Annotated in this window: 18 protein-coding genes and 1 riboswitch; of the genes, 8 read left to right on the top strand and 10 right to left on the bottom strand. The window is 60.2% G+C overall.

What is annotated here, in order from left to right:
- Positions 1-351, top strand: coding sequence for a RidA family protein (locus tag JMV15_RS05505; protein WP_020301903.1), 351 nt, complete (start codon positions 1-3; stop codon positions 349-351).
- 25 nt (positions 352-376) lie between these two features.
- The gene (locus JMV15_RS05500) at positions 377-1,279 is read left to right on the top strand and encodes a transporter substrate-binding domain-containing protein (RefSeq protein WP_019817737.1); all 903 of its coding nucleotides are present in this window, start codon (positions 377-379) and stop codon (positions 1,277-1,279) included.
- Positions 1,280-1,414: 135 nt separating this feature from the next.
- Here the strand turns inward: JMV15_RS05500 and JMV15_RS05495 are convergent, their stop codons facing one another.
- Both JMV15_RS05495 and JMV15_RS05490 read right to left on the bottom strand, forming a co-directional pair.
- Positions 1,415-2,134 (bottom strand): 16S rRNA (uracil(1498)-N(3))-methyltransferase, encoded by a 720-nt coding sequence (locus JMV15_RS05495; protein WP_038451820.1) that lies wholly within the window; start codon positions 2,132-2,134, stop codon positions 1,415-1,417.
- Positions 2,135-2,222: 88 nt separating this feature from the next.
- Positions 2,223-3,629: an adenosylmethionine--8-amino-7-oxononanoate transaminase gene (locus JMV15_RS05490; protein ID WP_038451818.1), complete on the bottom strand. Its 1,407-nt coding sequence runs from the start codon at positions 3,627-3,629 to the stop codon at positions 2,223-2,225.
- 272 nt (positions 3,630-3,901) lie between these two features.
- On the opposite strand from JMV15_RS05490, the gene JMV15_RS05485 reads away from it, so the two are divergent.
- On the top strand, positions 3,902-4,453 hold the full coding sequence (locus JMV15_RS05485) for a cytochrome b (RefSeq protein WP_019817734.1): 552 nt from the start codon (positions 3,902-3,904) through the stop codon (positions 4,451-4,453).
- A gap of 32 nt (positions 4,454-4,485) precedes the next feature.
- Positions 4,486-5,085 carry a YceI family protein gene (locus JMV15_RS05480; RefSeq protein ID WP_014720298.1) on the top strand — a complete coding sequence of 200 codons (600 nt, stop codon included), beginning with the start codon at positions 4,486-4,488 and terminating at the stop codon, positions 5,083-5,085.
- A gap of 141 nt (positions 5,086-5,226) precedes the next feature.
- On the opposite strand, the gene JMV15_RS05475 is transcribed toward JMV15_RS05480, so the two are convergent.
- The 5 genes from JMV15_RS05475 to ahcY form a co-directional block, all read right to left on the bottom strand.
- Complete coding sequence (locus JMV15_RS05475; protein WP_014720297.1) at positions 5,227-7,110, bottom strand: DEAD/DEAH box helicase; 1,884 nt, start codon at positions 7,108-7,110, stop codon at positions 5,227-5,229.
- A gap of 222 nt (positions 7,111-7,332) precedes the next feature.
- Positions 7,333-8,136 carry a substrate-binding periplasmic protein gene (locus tag JMV15_RS05470; RefSeq protein ID WP_038451815.1) on the bottom strand — a complete coding sequence of 268 codons (804 nt, stop codon included), beginning with the start codon at positions 8,134-8,136 and terminating at the stop codon, positions 7,333-7,335.
- Between the two features lie 63 nt (positions 8,137-8,199).
- Complete coding sequence (locus JMV15_RS05465) at positions 8,200-9,282, bottom strand: hypothetical protein (RefSeq protein WP_019817436.1); 1,083 nt, start codon at positions 9,280-9,282, stop codon at positions 8,200-8,202.
- Positions 9,283-9,361: 79 nt separating this feature from the next.
- Entirely contained in the window at positions 9,362-10,207 is an 846-nt protein-coding gene (metF, locus tag JMV15_RS05460) for a methylenetetrahydrofolate reductase [NAD(P)H] (protein WP_014720294.1), read from the bottom strand.
- Between the two features lie 178 nt (positions 10,208-10,385).
- Complete coding sequence (ahcY, locus tag JMV15_RS05455) at positions 10,386-11,795, bottom strand: adenosylhomocysteinase (RefSeq protein WP_003194990.1); 1,410 nt, start codon at positions 11,793-11,795, stop codon at positions 10,386-10,388.
- A gap of 21 nt (positions 11,796-11,816) precedes the next feature.
- Positions 11,817-11,923: riboswitch (S-adenosyl-L-homocysteine riboswitch) on the bottom strand.
- Between the two features lie 199 nt (positions 11,924-12,122).
- Between ahcY and JMV15_RS05450 the strand changes: the two genes are divergently transcribed.
- From JMV15_RS05450 to JMV15_RS05440, 3 genes are all read left to right on the top strand, one after another.
- Positions 12,123-12,527, top strand: coding sequence for an acyl-CoA thioesterase (locus tag JMV15_RS05450; protein ID WP_003194988.1), 405 nt, complete (start codon positions 12,123-12,125; stop codon positions 12,525-12,527).
- 100 nt (positions 12,528-12,627) lie between these two features.
- Positions 12,628-14,547, top strand: coding sequence for a patatin-like phospholipase family protein (locus JMV15_RS05445; RefSeq protein WP_038451812.1), 1,920 nt, complete (start codon positions 12,628-12,630; stop codon positions 14,545-14,547).
- Between the two features lie 71 nt (positions 14,548-14,618).
- On the top strand, positions 14,619-15,509 hold the full coding sequence (locus JMV15_RS05440; RefSeq protein WP_014720292.1) for a formate/nitrite transporter family protein: 891 nt from the start codon (positions 14,619-14,621) through the stop codon (positions 15,507-15,509).
- A gap of 19 nt (positions 15,510-15,528) precedes the next feature.
- On the opposite strand, the gene JMV15_RS05435 is transcribed toward JMV15_RS05440, so the two are convergent.
- The gene (locus JMV15_RS05435) at positions 15,529-16,818 is read right to left on the bottom strand and encodes a cation:dicarboxylate symporter family transporter (RefSeq protein ID WP_231125692.1); all 1,290 of its coding nucleotides are present in this window, start codon (positions 16,816-16,818) and stop codon (positions 15,529-15,531) included.
- Positions 16,819-16,852: 34 nt separating this feature from the next.
- Positions 16,853-17,266 carry a VOC family protein gene (locus tag JMV15_RS05430; RefSeq protein WP_014720290.1) on the bottom strand — a complete coding sequence of 138 codons (414 nt, stop codon included), beginning with the start codon at positions 17,264-17,266 and terminating at the stop codon, positions 16,853-16,855.
- Positions 17,267-17,358: 92 nt separating this feature from the next.
- Between JMV15_RS05430 and JMV15_RS05425 the strand changes: the two genes are divergently transcribed.
- Positions 17,359-18,234, top strand: a complete 876-nt coding sequence (locus JMV15_RS05425) for a LysR substrate-binding domain-containing protein (RefSeq protein WP_014720289.1) — start codon at positions 17,359-17,361, stop codon at positions 18,232-18,234.
- On the opposite strand, the gene JMV15_RS05420 is transcribed toward JMV15_RS05425, so the two are convergent.
- The gene (locus tag JMV15_RS05420; protein ID WP_014720288.1) at positions 18,218-19,453 is read right to left on the bottom strand and encodes a cation:proton antiporter; all 1,236 of its coding nucleotides are present in this window, start codon (positions 19,451-19,453) and stop codon (positions 18,218-18,220) included. The genes JMV15_RS05425 and JMV15_RS05420 overlap by 17 nt on opposite strands.
- Positions 19,454-19,536: the final 83 nt, after the last annotated feature.

Here is a 19,536-nt window from a genome sequence, read left to right as displayed (position 1 = left end):
ATGACCATTACCCGAATCAATAGCAACGAACGACTCAGCGGCGCCGTGACGTTCAAGGACCTGGTGTTCCTTTCGGGCCAGGTACCGGGCGACGGCCTGGATGTGGCTACTCAGACCCGGCAAGTGCTGGCCAGGATCGACGCGCTGTTGGCCGAGGCGGGCAGCGATAAGGATCACTTACTCAACGCCACGATTTACCTGAAGGACATCGGTGCCGGTTTTGCACCGATGAATGATGTCTGGTCCGCATGGCTCTCGCCAGGCATGGCGCCCACGCGCACTACCTTGCAAGCAGAGCTGGCGCGGCCGAGTGTGCTGGTGGAAATCAGCGTGATTGCAATACGTAAATAACCTCAAAGACCAACGGAGAATAACAATGAAAAAGATCCTGTTGACCGGCTGCACCCTGGGCTTTTTGTGGGGCGCGCAGGCGCATGCAACCGAAGCGCCGCTGGCGGGCACTTTGAGCAAGATCGCCAGCGCCAAGTCCATCACCCTGGGTTACCGCGATGCGTCGGTGCCGTTTTCCTACGTGGGGGATAGCAGTGGTAAACCGATGGGCTACTCGGTGGACCTGGCAAACAAGATTGTCGAGCGTATCCAGCAGAAAACCTCAGTGGGCGACCTCAAGGTGAAATACAACCTGGTGACGTCCCAAACCCGCATCCCGCTGGTGCAGAACGGCACTGTCGACCTGGAGTGCGGCTCCACTGGCGTGACGGCTGAGCGGCAGAAGCAGGTGGCATTCTCCTACGGGTTTATCTACGTAAAGGGCCAGTTGCTCACGGCCAAGGACAGCGGGATCAAAGGCTTTGCCGACCTAGCGGGCAAAAATGTGGTGACCACTGCCGGCACCACCAATGAGCGCTTCCTCAAAAGTTATAACGCTGAACACAAAGCCAATATGTTCGTGATCAGCGCCAAGGACCATGGCGAAGCGTTCAAGATGCTCGAGACTGGCCGGGCCGTAGCGTTTTATATGGACGACGCGTTGCTCTACGGCGAGCGTGCCAAGGCCAAGGACCCGCATCACTGGGTGGTGGTCGGCGAGGAGCAGTCGCGGGAGATCTACAGCTGCATGGTGCGCAAGGATGACCCGCAGTTTCTCGCGGTGGTCAACGAAACCCTGGGCGAGCTGTACCGCTCGGGAGAGATCAACGGGATTTACCAGCGCTGGTTCGAGCAGCCGATTCCGCCCAAGGGCTTGAACCTGGAGTTCCCGATGACCAGCGAGTTGAAAGCGATCATCGCCAAGCCGGTGAGTGACCCAGTGGAGTAAGCCTTGGGTAACCCGATAAAACTGTAGGAGCTGGCTTGCCTGCGATAGCGGTCTGTCAGTTGTAAATTAACTGCCTGAAACACCGCTATCGCAGGCAAGCCAGCTCCCACAGTTGATTGGGTTTACAGGGTGAGGTTAGAAGTCGCCCCAGAGTTGTTGGGCGACGGAGAGTGCGACGACGGGGGCGGTCTCGGTACGCAACACCCGCGGGCCGAGGCGAGCGGCGTGGTAGCCGGCGTCTTGGGCGGTCGCGACTTCATTATCGGTGAGCCCCCCTTCGGGACCGATCAAGAACGCCAGGCTCGATGGCTTGGCGTGGCTGATCATCGGCTCTGCCACCGGGTGCAGCACCAGCTTCAAGTCCGCCTCGGTTTGCTTGAGCCAGTCTGCCAGCAAGAGCGGAGGGTGAATCACCGGCATCGTTGAGCGCCCACATTGCTCGCACGCGCTGATTGCCACCTGGCGCCAGTGCAGCAAGCGCTTGTCGGCGCGTTCGTCCTTGAGGCGTACCTCGCAGCGGTCGCTGAAGATCGGTGTGATCGCGTTGACGCCCAATTCAGTGGCCTTCTGGATCGCCCAGTCCATGCGCTCGCCCCGGGACAGGCCCTGGCCGAGGTGAATATGCAGGGGCGATTCGGCTTGGCCGGCAAAGCTATCGGTGAGTTGCACGGTGACGCGTTTTTTACCGACTTCCAGCAAGGTGCCACTAAACTCCTGGCCAGAGCCGTCGAACAGTTGCACGGCATCGCCTTCACCCATGCGCAACACACGGCTGATGTAATGCGCCTGGGCTTCGGGCAGTTCGTGATCGCCGAGGCTCAGCGGGGTGTCGGTGAAAAAGCGGGACAGTCTCATTTCTGTTCTCTGAAGAAGTTTATATAGGCGCAGCGGCGCGCCTGGAATGCCTTCGCGAGCAAGCTCGCTCCTACAAGGATTTAGGCAATCAACCCGGATCACGGAAGCCTGGATGGAAATCTTTCGGCACCGCCACACTGACCTTGCTGTTGGTGGCGATATCGATCCCCTCGCTGGCCACCTCGGCCAGAAAGTCGATCTGCTCGGGGGTAATTACATAAGGCGGCAGGAAATACACCACGCTGCCCAACGGCCGCAGCAGCGCACCGCGCTCCAGCGCGTGCTCGAAGACCTTCAGGCCACGGCGCTCCTGCCACGGGTAGGCGGCCTTGGTGGCTTTGTCCTGCACCATCTCGATAGCCAGCACCATGCCGGTCTGGCGCACTTCCGACACGTGAGGATGGTCCACCAAGTGCGCGGTGGCGGTCGCCATGCGCTGGGCCAGGGCCTTGTTGTTCTCGATGACGTTGTCTTCTTCAAAGATATCCAGCGTTGCCAACGCCGCCGCACAGGCCAGCGGGTTGCCGGTGTAGCTGTGGGAGTGCAGGAAGGCGCGCAGTGTGGGGTAGTCATCGTAGAACGCGCTGTAGACGTCTTCCGTGGTAACCACCGCGGCCAGCGGCAGGTAACCGCCGGTAAGGGCCTTGGACAAGCACAGGAAGTCCGGGCGGATGCCGGCTTGTTCACAGGCAAACATACTGCCGGTGCGGCCGAAGCCCACGGCGATTTCGTCGTGGATCAGGTGCACGCCGTAGCGGTCGCAGGCTTCGCGCAGCAGCTTGAGGTACACCGGGTGGTACATGCGCATGCCACCGGCGCCCTGGATCAGCGGTTCGACAATGACGGCGGCAACGGTGTCGTGATGGTCGGCCAGGGTCTGTTCCATCGCCATGAACATGGTGCGCGAGTGTTCTTCCCAGCTCATGCCTTCGGGACGCAGGTAGCAGTCCGGGCTCGGCACCTTGATAGTGTCGAGCAGCAACGCCTTGTAGGTCTCGGTAAACAACGGCACGTCGCCCACCGACATCGCGGCGATGGTTTCGCCGTGGTAGCTGTTGGTGAGGGTGACGAAGCGCTTTTTGTTCGGCTGGCCGCGGTTGAGCCAGTAGTGGAAGCTCATCTTCAGCGCCACTTCGATGCAGGACGAACCGTTATCGGCGTAGAAGCAGCGGGTCAGCCCTTCGGGCGTCATCGCGACCAGGCGTTCGGACAGCTCGATCACCGGTTGATGGCTGAAACCGGCGAGGATCACGTGCTCCAGCTGATCGACCTGATCCTTGATACGCTGGTTGATCCGTGGGTTGGCGTGGCCGAATACGTTGACCCACCAGGAACTGACGGCATCGAGGTAGCGCTTGCCTTCGAAGTCTTCCAGCCATACGCCTTCACCGCGCTTGATGGGCACCAGCGGCAGTTGCTGGTGGTCTTTCATCTGGGTGCAGGGATGCCACAGCACCGCGAGGTCGCGTTGCATCCACTGGTTGTTCAAGCCCATCGGTGATCTCCTCGAAGCGGTCCTGCGGCGGGCACAGGCGAAACAATCGCGCAAGCCTATGCAATGGTGGCTCGGGTCACAAGCCATTGTGGGGAAATTCGCAGTAAATGCAGGACGGTCTGTCACGTTTCCCAGGGATAGTCTTAATCCCTTGTTAATTTATGATGCCTAGCCTCTTTATCGTATTTCTCGATATTTCAAAGCAAAATTTTCCGCTTTAATTCGATAGGTAAAGCGCTAGTCTTGGGCACAGTTCTTACGGGATTAAGTACATGCAGCTACGTAATTCGCCGGCCCGCTATGGTTGGGTCAGCATGGTTCTGCACTGGGGCGTAGCCCTGGTGGTGTTCGGTTTATTTGCCCTGGGCTTGTGGATGGTCGGTCTCGATTACTACAGCGCCTGGCGCAAAGATGCGCCCGACTTGCACAAGAGCATTGGCATCACGCTGTTCGCCATTATGCTGGTGCGGATCGTCTGGCGCCTGGTCAGCCCGCCGCCCCCACCGCTGGCCACCTATAGCCGCATGACGCGGATCGGCGCCGCGTTTGGGCACGCGTTCCTTTATGTCGGGCTGTTTGCCGTGATGATTGCCGGTTACCTGATTTCCACCGCAGACGGTGTCGGTATCCCGGTGTTTGGCCTGTTTGAAATTCCTGCCGTGGTTTCCGGTCTACCGGACCAGGCAGATACCGCGGGTTGGGTGCACCTGTACCTGGCCTGGGTGTTGGTGGTCTTCGCCGGCTTGCACGGCGTGGCGGCACTGAAACACCATTTTATCGATCGTGATGCGACCCTTGCGCGAATGCTGGGACGCAAAGCCTGATGTTCAACCTCGACTCACAAGGAATAGAAAGCATGTTGAAAAAAACACTCGCTGCGCTGGCAATCGGTTCTGCCCTGCTGTCCGCAGGTTCGGCGATGGCCGCTGACTACGTGATCGACAAGGAAGGCCAGCACGCCTTCGTCGATTTCAAAATCAGCCACCTGGGCTACAGCTACATCACCGGTACCTTCAAGGACCTGGATGGCAAGTTCAGCTTTGACGCCGCCAAGCCCGAAGACGCCAAGATTGAAGTCAACGTGCGTACTGCCAGCGTGTTCTCCAACCACGCCGAGCGCGACAAGCACGTCAACAGCAAGGACTTCCTGGAGTCGGGCAAATTCCCTGATGCCAAGTTCGTTTCCACCAGCGTCAAGCCAACTGGCAAAAATGCTGATGGCAAGCTGACTGCTGATGTGACCGGGGACCTGACCTTCCACGGCGTGACCAAGCCGATCCTGGTCAAAGCCACGTTCCTGGGCGAAGGCAAGGATCCATGGGGCGGCTACCGTGCCGGTTTCGAAGGCACCACCAACATCAGCCGCAAGGAATTCAACAAGGACGGCATGGACGTAGGTCCACAGTCTGACAACGTGCAGTTGTACATCACGTTTGAAGGTGTGAAAGCGAAGTAATGCTTCGTATGTAGGAGCGAGCTTGCTCGCGAAGGCCGCAAGGACACCGCGTTAAACCAGGATGCCCGCGTTATCGTTGACGACCTTCGCGAGCTAGCTCCTACAGGCAAAAAAACCCGTATCTCACGATACGGGTTTTTTTTATGCTTCGCGGTTGCGAGTCAGCAGCGCTGGTTTCTCACCACGAGGGCGGCCTGGCAGTTGATCCAACTGCTCAGGTGTCGGGAAGCGATCCGCTTTCGACTCCTTGTGGATGATCTTCGGCGCCGGGCCACCCCGTGGGTTTTGTACTGCAGGCTCGGACGAGCGAGGCTGATCGTCACGGGCAGGGCGGCGGTTGTTGCTGCGTGAATCTTCGCGACGGGCCTGGCCGTCACGCGGTGCGCCATTACGCGGGCCGCTGCGCTTGGCAGGCGGGGTGCCAGTGGTGCCGCCGCTGCTGTTGCGCGGGGCGTTCTGGCGACCGCCCTGTGGCTGGCCGCTACGTGGAGCGCCTGCGCCCTGGGCAGGAGCCCCTGGACGACGGCCACGGCCCTGGGCCGGTTTGGCCTGGGGCACGTAGTCGACGCGGTTACCGAAGTTATCGATATCGTCGTCAAGGAACTCGTCCGGGGCGCGGTCGGCCGCGGCGCGTGGTGGCTGGCTCGGCTGGCGCTGTTCGCGGGCCGGGGTGCCTTCACGGGGCTTCTGCTCACGGGCCGGGCGTTCGCCACGGCTGCTGCTCGCGGTTTTTTCCTTGCCCTTGTCCTTGCCTTTGTCGCGACGACCACCGCCACCACCGCCGCCGTTCGGGCCATCGCCCTTCGGACCACGTGGGTTGCGCGGGTTGCGCACGTCTGGACGCTCGCGCGCTTCTGGCTTCTCGGCCTCCACGGCGCTGGCATCAAAGCCCATCAGGTCGCCATCGGCGATTTTCTGCTTGGTCATGCGTTCGATGCTTTTCAGCAGCTTTTCTTCATCCGGCGCGACCAACGAAATGGCCTCGCCCGAACGACCGGCACGGCCGGTACGGCCGATACGGTGCACATAGTCTTCATCGACGTTTGGCAGCTCGAAGTTGACCACGTGTGGCAACTGGTCGATATCCAGGCCGCGTGCGGCGATATCGGTGGCCACCAAGATACGCACGCTGCCGGCCTTGAAGTCGGCCAGGGCTTTGGTGCGTGCGTTCTGGCTCTTGTTGCCGTGGATGGCGACGGCGGTGAGGCCGTGCTTGTCCAGGTACTCTGCCAGGCGGTTGGCGCCGTGCTTGGTACGGGTGAACACCAGCACCTGTTCCCACGCGCCGTGGGTGATCAGGTGCGCCAGCAGCGAGCGCTTGTGGCTGGCGGCCAGGCGGAACACGCGTTGCTCGATACGCTCGACCGTGGTGTTCGGCGGCGTGACTTCGATGCGTTCCGGGTTATGCAGCAGCTTGCCGGCCAGAGCGGTGATGTCCTGGGAGAACGTTGCCGAGAACAGCAGGTTCTGCCGTTTGGCCGGTAGGCGGGCGAGGACTTTTTTCACGTCATGGACAAAGCCCATGTCGAGCATGCGGTCGGCTTCGTCCAGCACGAGGATTTCCACGTGGGACAAATCGACGCTGCCTTGGCCGCACAGGTCGAGCAAGCGACCCGGGCAGGCTACGAGCACGTCGACACCACGGGACATGGCCTGAACCTGTGGGTTCATGCCGACGCCGCCGAAGATGCAGGCGCTGACGAACTTCAAGTCGCGGGCATACAGCTTGAAGCTGTCGTGCACTTGGGCTGCGAGTTCGCGGGTTGGGGTCAGGACCAGTACGCGCGGTTGGCGCGGGCCGTGACGTTGGGATTTGTCCGGGTGACCATTGGGAAACAACCGCTCCAGGATCGGGAGGGCGAAACCGCCGGTTTTACCAGTACCTGTCTGAGCCGCAACCATCAGGTCGCGACCTTGCAACACGGCGGGAATGGCCCGCTGTTGCACCGGAGTAGGCTCGGTATAGCCCGCTGCCTCGATGGCGCGGACTAAAGCCTCGGAGAGACCGAGGGAAGCAAAGGACATGAGTAATCCTGTTTTAGTTAGGGCTTGGCCCAAAGGGATAATCTTGCCGGGCGTGAATGGCGCTTAGGGGAGCGCAACCCCGTCCGGTCCTGCTGTGTCTGGCGGGCACTCCATCGGCTCGCGCGGGCTGCAAAGCTGCGCAGTAGCTGGGTTGGGTGCCGTTTTCAAGACCCGAGCGGCCGGGCGTAAGCCTGGCGGAAAGGCCGCAGTATAACAGAGCAATCACCGCGCGCTGCTTTCCTGCTGCTCAACGGCGTGTTCGGGGGCTGGTATGGGGGCTGTTTGCTCGTGCATCCGCCCATATTTGGCGCTCAATGTGGCATAGGCGGGCTCTTGCTTGAAGCGCTTGAGCTCGGCGGCAAAGCGTTGCACCAGCAGGTCCATGCCTGCGCCACGGCGTACCGCAAGAAATTGCTGCTGGCGGCTGACCACCACCGATGCCTGGCTGACTTTACCTTCCAGGCCCAGGGCCTTGAGCACGTGGTGCCCCACGCGCCGGTCAGTCACCACCATATCGACGCGCCCCAGCATGAGTTTGCCAAAGTTGGCTTCATGGCTGGGGGCGGGTTCGCGCTGGAAGGTGTTGGCCTCACTGAACGCGTCGCCATAAAGGTAACCAGGTGAAACGCCAACCGTCAGGCCGCGCAGGTCGTCGAGCGTGGCGGCGGGGTGAGGGCGTTCGTTGGCATAGAACAAAACGAATTCGACTTCCGACAACGGCTCGCTGGGATAGAGCAGCAACGCGTCGCGCTCCTGGCTGTGAAAGATATCCAGCGCGCCGTCGGCGTGGCCCTGGTCGAGCATCGCCAGGCAGCGCTTCCAGGGCAGGAACTGCCATTGCACCTCCACCCCCAGGCGCTGGAACACGATCACTGTGGTTTCATAATCCAGGCCGGCCATGGTGCCGTTGTCTTCGTAGACATAGGGCGCCCAGGGTTCGGTGACAATGCGCAGTTTCTCGCCATGAGCGGCTAGGCTCAGGCAAGAAAAAAACGCAGCGGTCAACAGCTTGAAGAGGACGGGCATAGCCTGAGGTTACGACGCTCCCCGAAGAAAGAGAAGCTCTGGCACGCGCATTGGCGGGCGGTCTTACTTCGCGGGAGCGTTCAGCAGGTGTTCGTGGATCGCGGCGCGGCGCTCGCCCAGAATCAGGCGCACCAGGGGGTTGGCAAACCAGTGTTCCAACTGGTGTGCATCAAGCGGGCGCTTCTGGCGTTCTTCCTGGTTTTGTCGGGCCTTGTCCCACCAGACCGGACCGCAGGCCTGGTCGAACTCGTTTTCGTGTTCGTAGCAGCCGTAAAGGATTTCGCGGATGAATTGTTGCTGGTGCTTGGGCAGCAGCAGGGTGATCAGCTTGTACATCAAGCGTTGCAAACGCGGCGGGCGCGGCAGGTGCGAGGAGACCTGACGCGTATCGGCCAGGGCCTGCGCACTGGTGGGGGCGCTCGCGTGCTTGGCGATCCACGCCTTGACCTTGGCCCGGAACAGCTGTTTGCGGCTCCAGTAATGGTGGATCAGGTCCGGGCACTCGCGCACCTTTACGGTACGGTAGGCGGCGATCGACAGGCAGAACTCTTCCAGGGTGTAGGCGCCTTGGGCATGGGGGAACAGTTCATCCATCAACTCGATGGAGCGGTCGAGGATGTGCGCATCCTGTTGGGTCAGGCCCATGACGCCGGAGTTGAGGGTCATCATGTCATCGTCGGCCACGCCCATGTCCAGCAGGCGCTGACGCAGGGCGGTGTAGAGGATGCTTTCGTGGTTGTCGCCGTACTTGGTGTAAAAGGCGTTGCACAGCAGGGTGCCGGGCTCTACGCGTTCGAACAGGGCCATGGGCGAATGATGGAAGAAGGTGTCAGTGTCGATCAGCAGCGCCACGGGGGATTCTTGCAGGACTTGGCGCAGCACCACGTGCTTGGTGCGAAAGTGATAACCGTGGGGCTCGCTCCAGCGTTTGCGGGTGGCTTCGTCCAGTGGGCGCACGCGCACCGGCAGCAAGCGATAGGGCTCGGGGTTGTCGCTGAATACCTGGATGTCGATGTTCGCATCCGGTGTGTCCTGCAGGAACGCCAGTGCGCTGGCGATGCTGAATACCGCTTCCTGATGGTAGGTGTCGGCGCCGAAGACCAGGTAAACCAGTTGCGGGCGGGACGTCGGGGGCACTGTATTCATGGACTGCGGGGTTCCGTGGGTAACGTAAAACGACAAAGGCCCTCGTCAGAACGAGGGCCTTGGTACAACCGGTCAAGCGTTAACGTGGCAGCTTGAGGTTGTTCCAGATGGCAAGGCTGGGTTCAGCCTGGTTCAGGGTATAGAAATGCAACCCTGGCGCACCACCTTGCAACAATTGCTCACACATCTCGGTGATAACCTGCTCGCCGAACGCTTGGATGCTTTTGACGTCATCGCCATAGGCTTCCAGTTGCTTGCGCACCCAGCGTGGGATCTCGGCGCCGCAGGCGTCGGAGAAGCGCGCCAACTTGCTGTAATTGGTGATCGGCATGATGCCCGGCACGATTGGGATGTTCACGCCCATCGCCCGTACTCGCTCGACAAAGTAGAAGTAGCTGTCGGCGTTGAAGAAATACTGGGTGATTGCGCTGTCGGCACCGGCATTGGCCTTGCGCACGAAATTCTGCAAATCGTCTTCGAAATTGCGCGCCTGGGGGTGCATCTCCGGGTAAGCGGCTACTTCGACATGGAAGTGATCGCCACTTTCTTCGCGGATGAAGCTCACCAGGTCGTTGGCGTAGCGCAGCTCACCGCTGGCCATGCCCATACCCGATGGCAGGTCGCCACGCAGGGCAACGATGCGCTTGATGCCGGCGGCTTTGTATTGGGTCAGCAGGCTACGCAGGTCGGCCTTGCTGTCGCCCACGCAGGACAGATGCGGAGCGGCGGGAACTTTGACTTCACTTTCCAGCTGCAACACGGTGTTGATCGTGCGATCACGGGTCGAACCGCCAGCGCCGTAGGTGCAGGAGAAGAAGTCAGGGTTGAAGCTGGCCAACTGCTTGGCAGTGGCCATCAGTTTTTCATGCCCAGCATCGGTCTTGGTCGGGAAGAACTCGAAGCTGTAGCGACGGTCTTGGGACATGGTAATACCCTTGGAAACTCGAAAGCCTGGAAGGCATACGCAATCGATGCGGGTGCCTGGCTTTCTGTGGGAGCTGGCTTGCCTGCGATAGCATCAGCTCGGTGTTACTGGAACACCGAGGCGTCTGCATCGCGGGCAAGCCCGGCTCCCACAGAAGAGCCGGCGCCAGCAAGGCCGATCAGTAGCGGTAAGCGTGCGGCTTGAACGGACCTTCAACCGTCACGCCGATGTAGTCGGCCTGGGTCTTGGTCAGTTGAGTCACGACGCCGCCGAAGCCGCGGACCATTTCCAGGGCCACTTCTTCGTCGAGTTTCTTGGGCAGTACTTCCACGGTCAGGCGCTCGGCTTTCTGGGCGGGCGACAGGTCGGCGTACTTCTGTTCGAACAGGAAGATCTGCGCCAGCACCTGGTTGGCGAACGAGCCATCCATGATGCGGCTTGGGTGACCAGTGGCGTTGCCCAGGTTCACCAGGCGGCCTTCGGCCAGCAGGATCAGGTAGTCGTCGTTCTGTGGGTCGAAATCACCAGCGCCGGTACGGTGAACCTTGTGTACCTGCGGCTTCACTTCTTCCCATGCCCAGTTCTTACGCATGAAAGCTGTGTCGATTTCATTGTCGAAGTGGCCGATGTTGCAGACAACGGCGCGCTTCTTCAGGGCCTTGAGCATGTTCGCATCGCACACATTCACGTTACCGGTGGTGGTGACGATCAGGTCGATCTTGCCCAGCAGGGCTGCGTCGATGCAGGCGGAGGTGCCGTCGTTCTGGCCGTTGATGAACGGCGAAACCACTTCGAAACCGTCCATGCAGGCTTGCATGGCGCAGATCGGGTCAACTTCGGAGACCTTGACGATCATGCCTTCCTGACGCAGGGACTGGGACGAACCCTTGCCCACGTCACCGTAGCCGATCACCAGGGCTTGCTTGCCCGACAGCAGGTGGTCGGTGCCGCGCTTGATCGCATCGTTCAGGCTGTGACGGCAGCCGTACTTGTTGTCGTTCTTGCTCTTGGTCACCGAGTCGTTGACGTTGATGGCCGGGATTTTCAGCTCGCCCTTGGCCAGCATGTCCAGCAGGCGGTGTACGCCGGTGGTGGTCTCTTCGGTCACGCCGTGGACACGGTCGAGGATCTGCGGGTATTTCTTGTGCAGCAACTCGGTGAGGTCGCCGCCGTCGTCCAGGATCATGTTGGCATCCCAAGGCGCGCCATCTTTGAGGATGGTTTGCTCCAGGCACCACTCGTACTCTTCTTCAGTCTCGCCTTTCCAGGCGAATACCGGGATACCGGCAGCAGCGATAGCGGCAGCGGCCTGGTCCTGAGTCGAGAAGATGTTGCACGACGACCAACGCACTTCGGCACCCAGGGCAACCAGGGTTTCGATCAGCACGGCAGTCTGGATGGTCATGTGGATGCAGCCGAGAATCTTGGCGCCCTTGAGCGGCTGCTCAGCGGCGTACTTGCGACGCAGGCCCATCAGGGCCGGCATTTCGGATTCGGCGATAAAGGTTTCGCGACGGCCCCAGGCAGCGAGGGACATATCGGCGACTTTGTAGTCATTGAAATCAGCAGGCGTCATTACAGCGCTCATAGAGAGCCTCCATTCGTAGTGTGCGAATGGGCGCCGTTGTGCGTTTAGTATCAGGCCAAGGCAACCAGGCCGGACAACGCCCCATCCGAGCCTGACAGGTTTAACCTGCTGCAGCGCCCCTCGGACAGGTGGCGGGAGAACGGTATCAATCGAAGATGACCGTTTTGAAACGGAGGCGATTATAGCCGTGTATGTGGCACTTCCCAAGCCTTTCTGTCGGTGGCAATGAAGATCGCGCATGGGGTTGATAGGCAATGGCTCATAGAGCTTGGGCCTGGGCTCTGCCATGATGTTGCCCATCATTTCGCAAGACGCTTTGGAGTGACCATGAACTTCCACACCCGCAAATGGGTAAAACCCGAAGACCTCAACCCCAACGGCACTCTGTTCGGCGGTAGCTTGCTGCGCTGGATCGACGAAGAAGCGGCCATCTACGCGATTGTCCAGCTCGGCAACCAGCGCGTGGTCACCAAGTACATCTCGGAAATCAACTTTGTCAGCGCTTCACGCCAGGGCGACATCATCGAACTGGGCATCACTGCCACCGAGTTCGGCCGCACCTCCATCACCCTGACCTGTGAAGTGCGCAACAAGATCACGCGCAAAAGCATCCTGACCGTGGAAAAAATGGTCTTCGTCAACCTGGGCGAAGACGGTTTGCCGGCGCCCCACGGCCGTACCGAAATCAAGTACGTGAAGGACCAGTTCAAGGACGACAGTCTTCCCGAGTAACAACCCCGCGGCCTGATTTGCTTTACCAAATCATTCCGCGTGGATCTATCTGAGGCTCTCTCATCACTCAGGCCTACATCCTGTAGAGAGAGCCTTGTGTATGAAAGTCTCCAGTTCTGTTGTAGAGAATCACCCCCCATCGCCGCAAATCAGCGACCAGGGCGCCAAGGTGCCCTTGGTCAAAGGTGTGGGCGAGCGCAACCTGAGTATTTATCGTCACAGCGATGGGCGTGTGGAGGTGGTGGTGTCACCGCCGCCGCCCGCTCACCTGGTGCTCAGTGGTGGTGGCGCCAAGGGCATCGCCTTTCCAGGCATGGTGCAAGCGCTTGAAGAGGCCGACAAACTCAAAGGCGTAAAAGTGGTTTCCGGCTCATCTGCCGGTGCGATTTGCGCAGCACTGCTCGCCAGCGGCATGGATGCCAAGGCCTTTACGCAACTGTCGAATAACCTAGACCTGCCCCGCTTGCTCAACAGCAAAGACCCTGTCACGGCTTGGTTGCAGGAAGCCAGTTCCGAGCTCGGCAAGCTCGTCAGAAGTCTGCCCGGGCCGGTTGGAAATATCTCTCAACTGCTGCTGACGTTGCTGCCGCGCCTGCAAACCGAGGGGCAGCCGCTGGAGGACTTGATCCGCAACGAATCGCGTCAATCGATTCTCGCCCATATCGCCGGTATGCCCCCAGCCAACCGTCCCCCGGAAGTTACAGCAATTGCCGAACGGCTCAGCGTTGGTGGTGGGGCGACTTTTCGCGACTTGGAAGTGTTGAGCCGGCATATTCCGGCGATCAAGCAACTGAACATCACCGGCACGGGCATGTTCGATGGCCGCCCGCAGTTGGTGGTGTTCAATGCCAACCTGACACCGGATATGGATATCGGCCGCGCCGCGCTTATTTCGGGCGCCCTGCCTGGGCTGTTCAAGAGCCCCACCGAGCAGGGTCACGGGTTCCAGGCGGCGTCGCAGGTCACGGCGTTTCAGGACGGCGGGTTGCTGCTCAATACCCCTGCGCCAGGTGTCATCGAGCGCTCGTTCCCGGAAAGCCCCCTGGGCAAGGACGAAGCGCTGATCGTCAAGTTCGAGTCTGACAAGGCATCAGCGCCGCCCAGGAGCGGTGGTTTTTTCAGCTTTCTGGCCGACACGTTCACCGGCACGCCACACACCGCCGCTGAAAGCTACCAGAATGACCGGCTCCAGGCGTTCTCGGAACAAACGGTCACGTTGCCGCTGAACTCGGACAAAGGCGACTTTCGCGGCCTGCTCGATGGTACCGTCAACTTCACCATGACCCCCGAGCAGAAACAGCATTTGCAGGCCCAGGCTCGCCAGACGGTGTCAGGGCATCTGCAACAGCGTGAGCTGGAGCGTGAGCGTCATGAGTTCCCCTCGCTGAACGATGCCGTGATGGCGATGGATGATCAAATGCTCGCCAGCGTGCAAGTTGACCTGCAAAACGATGCGGCCGGCGCCGAGGCGTTGCGCTTTCGCAAAGACGCGCAGCAAGCGTTACAGGCGTTGGACACTGCGATTGCCGAGGCGAATCAAACCAGCACGTCGCTGGTGATCACGCCGAAATTAGCCTCGGCGCTGCGCAATCTGGATGCGCTCGCCCGTAGACCCGAGGATATCGAGTGGCTGGGCAAGCGCCTGAATGCGCCAGGCCAGCGTAATTTCCAGCAACTGCTGCAGGTGGGCACCAAGCAGGCGTCGAGCAATGGCTCAGGCCTGTCCAAAGTGTTGACCAGCGCCGTCGCGGAAATGCAAAAACGCGATATCGGCGTGAAGGCAGAGAATTTTATCCGCGAAGTCATTTACCCCTCGCTATACCGTCCTGGCCAACCGGCTGCCAACGTTGAGTTATTGCAACGTGCGGTGCGGGATTTGGGCGAGGCGACGACGCCAGCGGAGTTCAACCGTGTGCTTGATGGCATCGTCAAACATTACCGAGCGCGCAATAAACCCTGGAGTAAACCCTTCAGCTCTACCACCGTGGAGCAGGCCAAGGCCTGGCGTATTCCGGTTTAGTTGCGGTGCCACTGAACAGCCATCGTCGCGGCGTGTCGTAGCTACAGGCACCCCTTGGACTCAGGTACATCATGGCCACTCAAGCAGACGGCAAGACCCCCAACCTGTCGCAGGAAGAGCAGCAAAACGTTGACGAGAACCAGCCGCCTCGCGCGGCTGTATTACACGAAATTATCCGCACCCAGGGCGATCAGGAGCTAGAGCGCAGTGTGGCAGCGTTGTGGTGGTCGGCGCTGGCCGCTGGCCTGACCATGGGCTTGTCGCTAATGGGCATGGGCCTGCTCAATTCACGCCTGCCGGACGGTGATGAATTCAAGGTCATTGCCAGCTTTGGCTATTGCGCAGGCTTTCTCGCGGTGATTCTTGCTCGTCAGCAGTTGTTTACCGAAAACACCCTGACCGCCGTGCTGCCGGTGATGAGCAAACCGACTCTGGCCAACGCCGGGCGCTTGTTACGGCTGTGGACGGTGGTGCTGGTGGGCAACCTGTGCGGCACCTTGCTGGTGGCCTACGTGATGCTGCACCTACCGATCTTCGATACCAAGACCGACCTGGCCTTCCTCGAGATCGGGCGCAAGGTCATGGAGAACGACCCCGCGCAGATGTTCGCCAAGGGCATCGTCTCCGGTTGGATGATCGCCACCATGGTCTGGATGATTCCGTCGATGGAGAGTGCCAAGCTGTGGATTATCATCCTGATCACCTACTTCATGGCACTGGGCGACTTCACCCATATCGTCGTCGGTTCAGCGGAAGTGTCCTACCTGGTGTTTGCCGGCGAGTTGCCGTGGAAGGATTTCTGGCTGGTCTTCGCCGGGCCGACCCTGGCCGGCAACATCATCGGGGGTAGCTTCATCTTTGCGTTGATCAGCCATGCGCAGGTTCGCAGCGAGGCGTCCATGCCTGCTGTTGCTCAATCTCACACACAGGCGAAGCCCCGTCAGGATAAGGGCAAAGTCTGACAGTACCCTGGCTGACGCGTCAGGCCTTGAAGGGCACGCTGGGAGGTTCGCAGGCCAGCGTGCTGTCGGGTGCCTTGAGCTGACCTTCCCAGCGAGCAATTACCAGCGGGGCCAATGCGTTGCCCAGTACATTCAGGGCTGTGACGGGCATATCCATCAGACGATAGATGCCCGCGATGATTGCCACACCCTCCACGGGAAGCCCGGCCGCGGTCAACGTCGCGGTCAGGATGATAAACATGAAGCCTGGCACGCCCGCCGCGCCCTTTGATGTCAGCACCATGATCAAGACCAGCATGCCTTGATCCGCCAGGCTCAAGTCGATGCCATACGCTTGGGCGATGAACAGCGTGCCGAGTGCGGCAAACAGCGATGCACCATCCAGATTGAACGAGTACCCCAGTGGGATCACCATGCTGGTAATGGGTCGTGGCGCGCCATAGCGCTCCATCTTCTCGATCAGTTGAGGCATGACCGTCGCCGAGGCGGCACTGCTGAAGGCCAGCAGCAGTTCACTGCGTATTTCCCGCACCAGGTGAAAAAAGCCGACGCCGGCCAAGCGTGCCACTGCACCCAATACACACAGGGCAAATAAGAGCACCGCGACATAGGTCGTGCCGATCAGTTTGGCCAGCGGCAACAACGCACTGAGGCCAAAGCTGGCGACGGTGACCGCGATCAGGCCGAAAATACCTATCGGCGAGTAATGCATGACCAGATGGGTGACTTTGAACATGGTGTCGGAGACGCTTTGCATCACGCTGATCAAGGGCGCTTTGCGCTCCTCGGGCAACAACGACAAGGCACAACCGAACAGGATCGCGAAGAACAGCACCGACAGCAGTTTGCCCTGTGACATGGCCAGGACGATGTTATCCGGCACGATCGCCAGCAGTACCTGGCCCAGGTTCTGTGGGGTGCCACTGGAGGCCAGTCCCGTCGCCGGTGCCTGCAGCGTGCTGCCGAATTCGGCGCCCGAGCCGGGCTGCACCACATTGCCAACCAACAGCCCGAAGACGATGGCAATGCTGGTGATGGTGAAGAAGTACACGAAGGTCTTCAGGCCGACGCGACCCAGGGCAGACGGGTTGCCCATGCCGGCGATGCCGACGGTCATGCAGGCAAATACCAGGGGAACGACGATCATCTTCATCAGCTTGATAAACAGGTCGCCAGCCGGTTGCAGCAGATTGTCGATGAACCAGGTTTTTTGCTCGGGGAATTGATTGAGCAGGAGGCCGACGATTATCCCGGCAGCCAGGCCGATCATGATGCGAGTGATAAGACTGGTGGGTTTTCTAGTGGTCATGGGGGTGTCCCTTATTGTTGTGAGTGTCAGGGATTTACGGGGCGAACAACCCTTCGAAGTGCTTGAACCCTTTCACTTCGATGGGGTTGCCGCTGGGGTCGAGAAAAAACATCGTGCGCTGCTCGCCAGGTTCGCCGGCAAAGCGGGTCACGGGTGGAATCTCGAAGCGCGTGCCCAGGCGGGTGAGGCGCTCGGCAAGCGTCAGCCACTCATCAAGTGGCAGCACCACGCCCAGGTGTGGCATCAGTACCTGGTGCTCACCGACCAGGCCGGTGCGTGTGGTTGGGAAGGGCGTACCGAGGTGCAGTGAAAGTTGATTGCCGAAAAAGTCGAAGTCGATCCAGGTCTCGCTGCACCGGCCCTCGGTGCAACCCAAAACATCTCGATAAAAAATGCGCGCCTCGTCTAAGTCATAAACATGGTATGCAGCGTGAAAGGGTCTGTTCATGGCTGGTTCTCCAGATGGGGAACTGTCAGGTTAAACAGGCGATGCCGCCAGGGTAAAACGGGTTTGCCTTGGTCTGAGCGAAAGGAAAACTTATGGATGTTCGATTCCTGAGGAGCCTGGTCGCTGTCATTGAAACCGGGTCGATAGCCGCCGCTGCGCGCCGTGAAAATCGTAGTGCCGCGGCGATCAGCCTGCGGGTCAAGGCGCTTGAGCGCACGCTGGGTTGTACGCTGCTCATGCGCACGGCACATGCCGCTTGGCCTTCGGATCAATGCTTGCTGCTCTTGCCCAGAATCCAGGCAGTTATTGAACAGGCGCGCCAGCTGCAGGAGCATCTGAGCCAGGACGAGTTATCGGGGGAAATTAAAATCGGGGCCATTTCCACGGCGCTGACCGGCGTCTTGCCGGGTGTGATCGAGCGTCTGACAATGTCAGCACCCAAGCTGAGGCTGAAGATCACACCCGGCGACTCCAGAAGCCTTTATGAGAAGTTACTCAACCAGGAGTTGGATGCGGCGATACTGGTACGGCCGCCGTTTCAACCGCCCAAAGCCTTGTCGATGGCCTTGCTGCGTGCCGAACCCTTGATTCTGGTTGCGCCCGCCCAGTGGGGTGCGCAGGCGCTGGCTGCCTTGTTACGTGAACGCCCATTCATCCGCTATGACGCACGCTCCTGGGGCGGTCAGATTGCCCAGCGCTTTCTGGATGAACAGTCCTTCGACCCAGAGGTGCTATGTGAGCTGGATGCGCTGGAAACTATCCTGATGCTGGTCGCCCAAGGGATGGGGGTTTCGCTGGTGCCGCAGTGGGCGGGCATGCCCTCCAACGGCATCAGTGTGTTACCGGCCGGCAACCCGCAGTGCTATGCGCGCGAGCTGGTAGTCATGTACGGCTCGACACCGCGCCGTCCACTGGCGATGCGGCACCTACTTGAAGTGTTGCGCGGCGCGGTTACTGCGGCCCAGTAACGCGGCTGACAACGCGACCGATCGTCAACCCCTGCAACAGGATCGAAGACAGCACCACGATATAGGTGATGCTCAGCAACAAGTCACGCTCAGGGCCCAGGGGCAGGGCCAGGGCCAATGCCACCGAGACGCCGCCGCGCAGGCCGCCCCAGGTGAGGATGCGGATAGTGCCGCGTGGTACCGAGCGCCAACGGCGCAGCAACAGGATCGCCGGGGCCACGGTCAGCAGGCGCGAGAGCAGGATCGCCACCGCCAGCAGGCTGGCCGCGAACACGTGCAGCCAGTTGAATGGCAATAGCAGCAGCTCCATGCCGATCAGCGCAAACAGCAGCGCGTTGAGCATGTCATCGAGCAATTCCCAGAAACCATCCAGGTAGCGACGCGTCATGTCGTTCATCGCCAGCTTGCGTCCCAGGTTACCGATGATCAGCCCCGCAACCACCATCGCAATCGGTGCGGACACATGCAGCTCCGAAGCCATGGCCGAGCCGCCGATCACCAGGGCGAGGGTCAGCATGACTTCGATCTGGTGCTGTTCGATGCTCTTGATCATCAGGTACACGAGGTAGCCGATCAGCCCGCCAAACAGCACGCCGCCAATGGCTTCGTGGGCAAACAGCATGGCCGTGGCGCCCACGGTGGGTGTTTCACCCAACTGCGCGATGCCCAGCAGCACGGTAAACACCACCACGGCGGTGCCGTCATTGAACAGCGACTCGCCGACGATGGTGGTTTTCAGCGGTTTGGAGGCATTGGCGGTCCGCAGCACGCCGAGCACCGCAATGGGGTCGGTGGGGGAAATCAGCGCGCCGAACAGCAAGCAGTAAAGGAAGCTCACGTGCCAGCCAAACAGGGCGAAGATGTAGTACGCCAGGCTGCCGATCACCACGGTGGCGATCAACACGCCAAAGGTTGCCAGCAGGCCGATGGGCCAGCGGTAGCTGCGCAAGTCGTTCAAGTTGACGTGCAAGGCGCCGGCGAACAGCAGGAACGACAGCATCCAGTTCATCAGCAAATCGCCGAAGTCGATCTGGCCGATCAGCTGTTGGACGCGTTCCTCTAAGCCTGGGTAGCCGAGCACGCTCAGGCCTTGCAGGATCAGCGAGAACAGCAGTGCGGTGACCATCACGCCGATGGTGGGCGGCAGGCCGATAAAACGGAAGTTCACATAAGTGAGCAGGGTGGTGAGGCAGATGAAAGCGGCGACAAGTTCAAGCATCCGGGGTCCTTGGAGCAGGGAAATATAGGCGCACGGGGTGCGTCGAATCGGGGTTTAGTATAAACAGGTGCTGTTACATGACG

This window comes from Pseudomonas paracarnis, from assembly GCF_904063055.1.
In the GTDB taxonomy this organism is placed as follows: Bacteria; Pseudomonadota; Gammaproteobacteria; order Pseudomonadales; family Pseudomonadaceae; genus Aquipseudomonas; species Aquipseudomonas paracarnis.
This window is presented reverse-complemented; position numbering and strand designations above follow the sequence as displayed.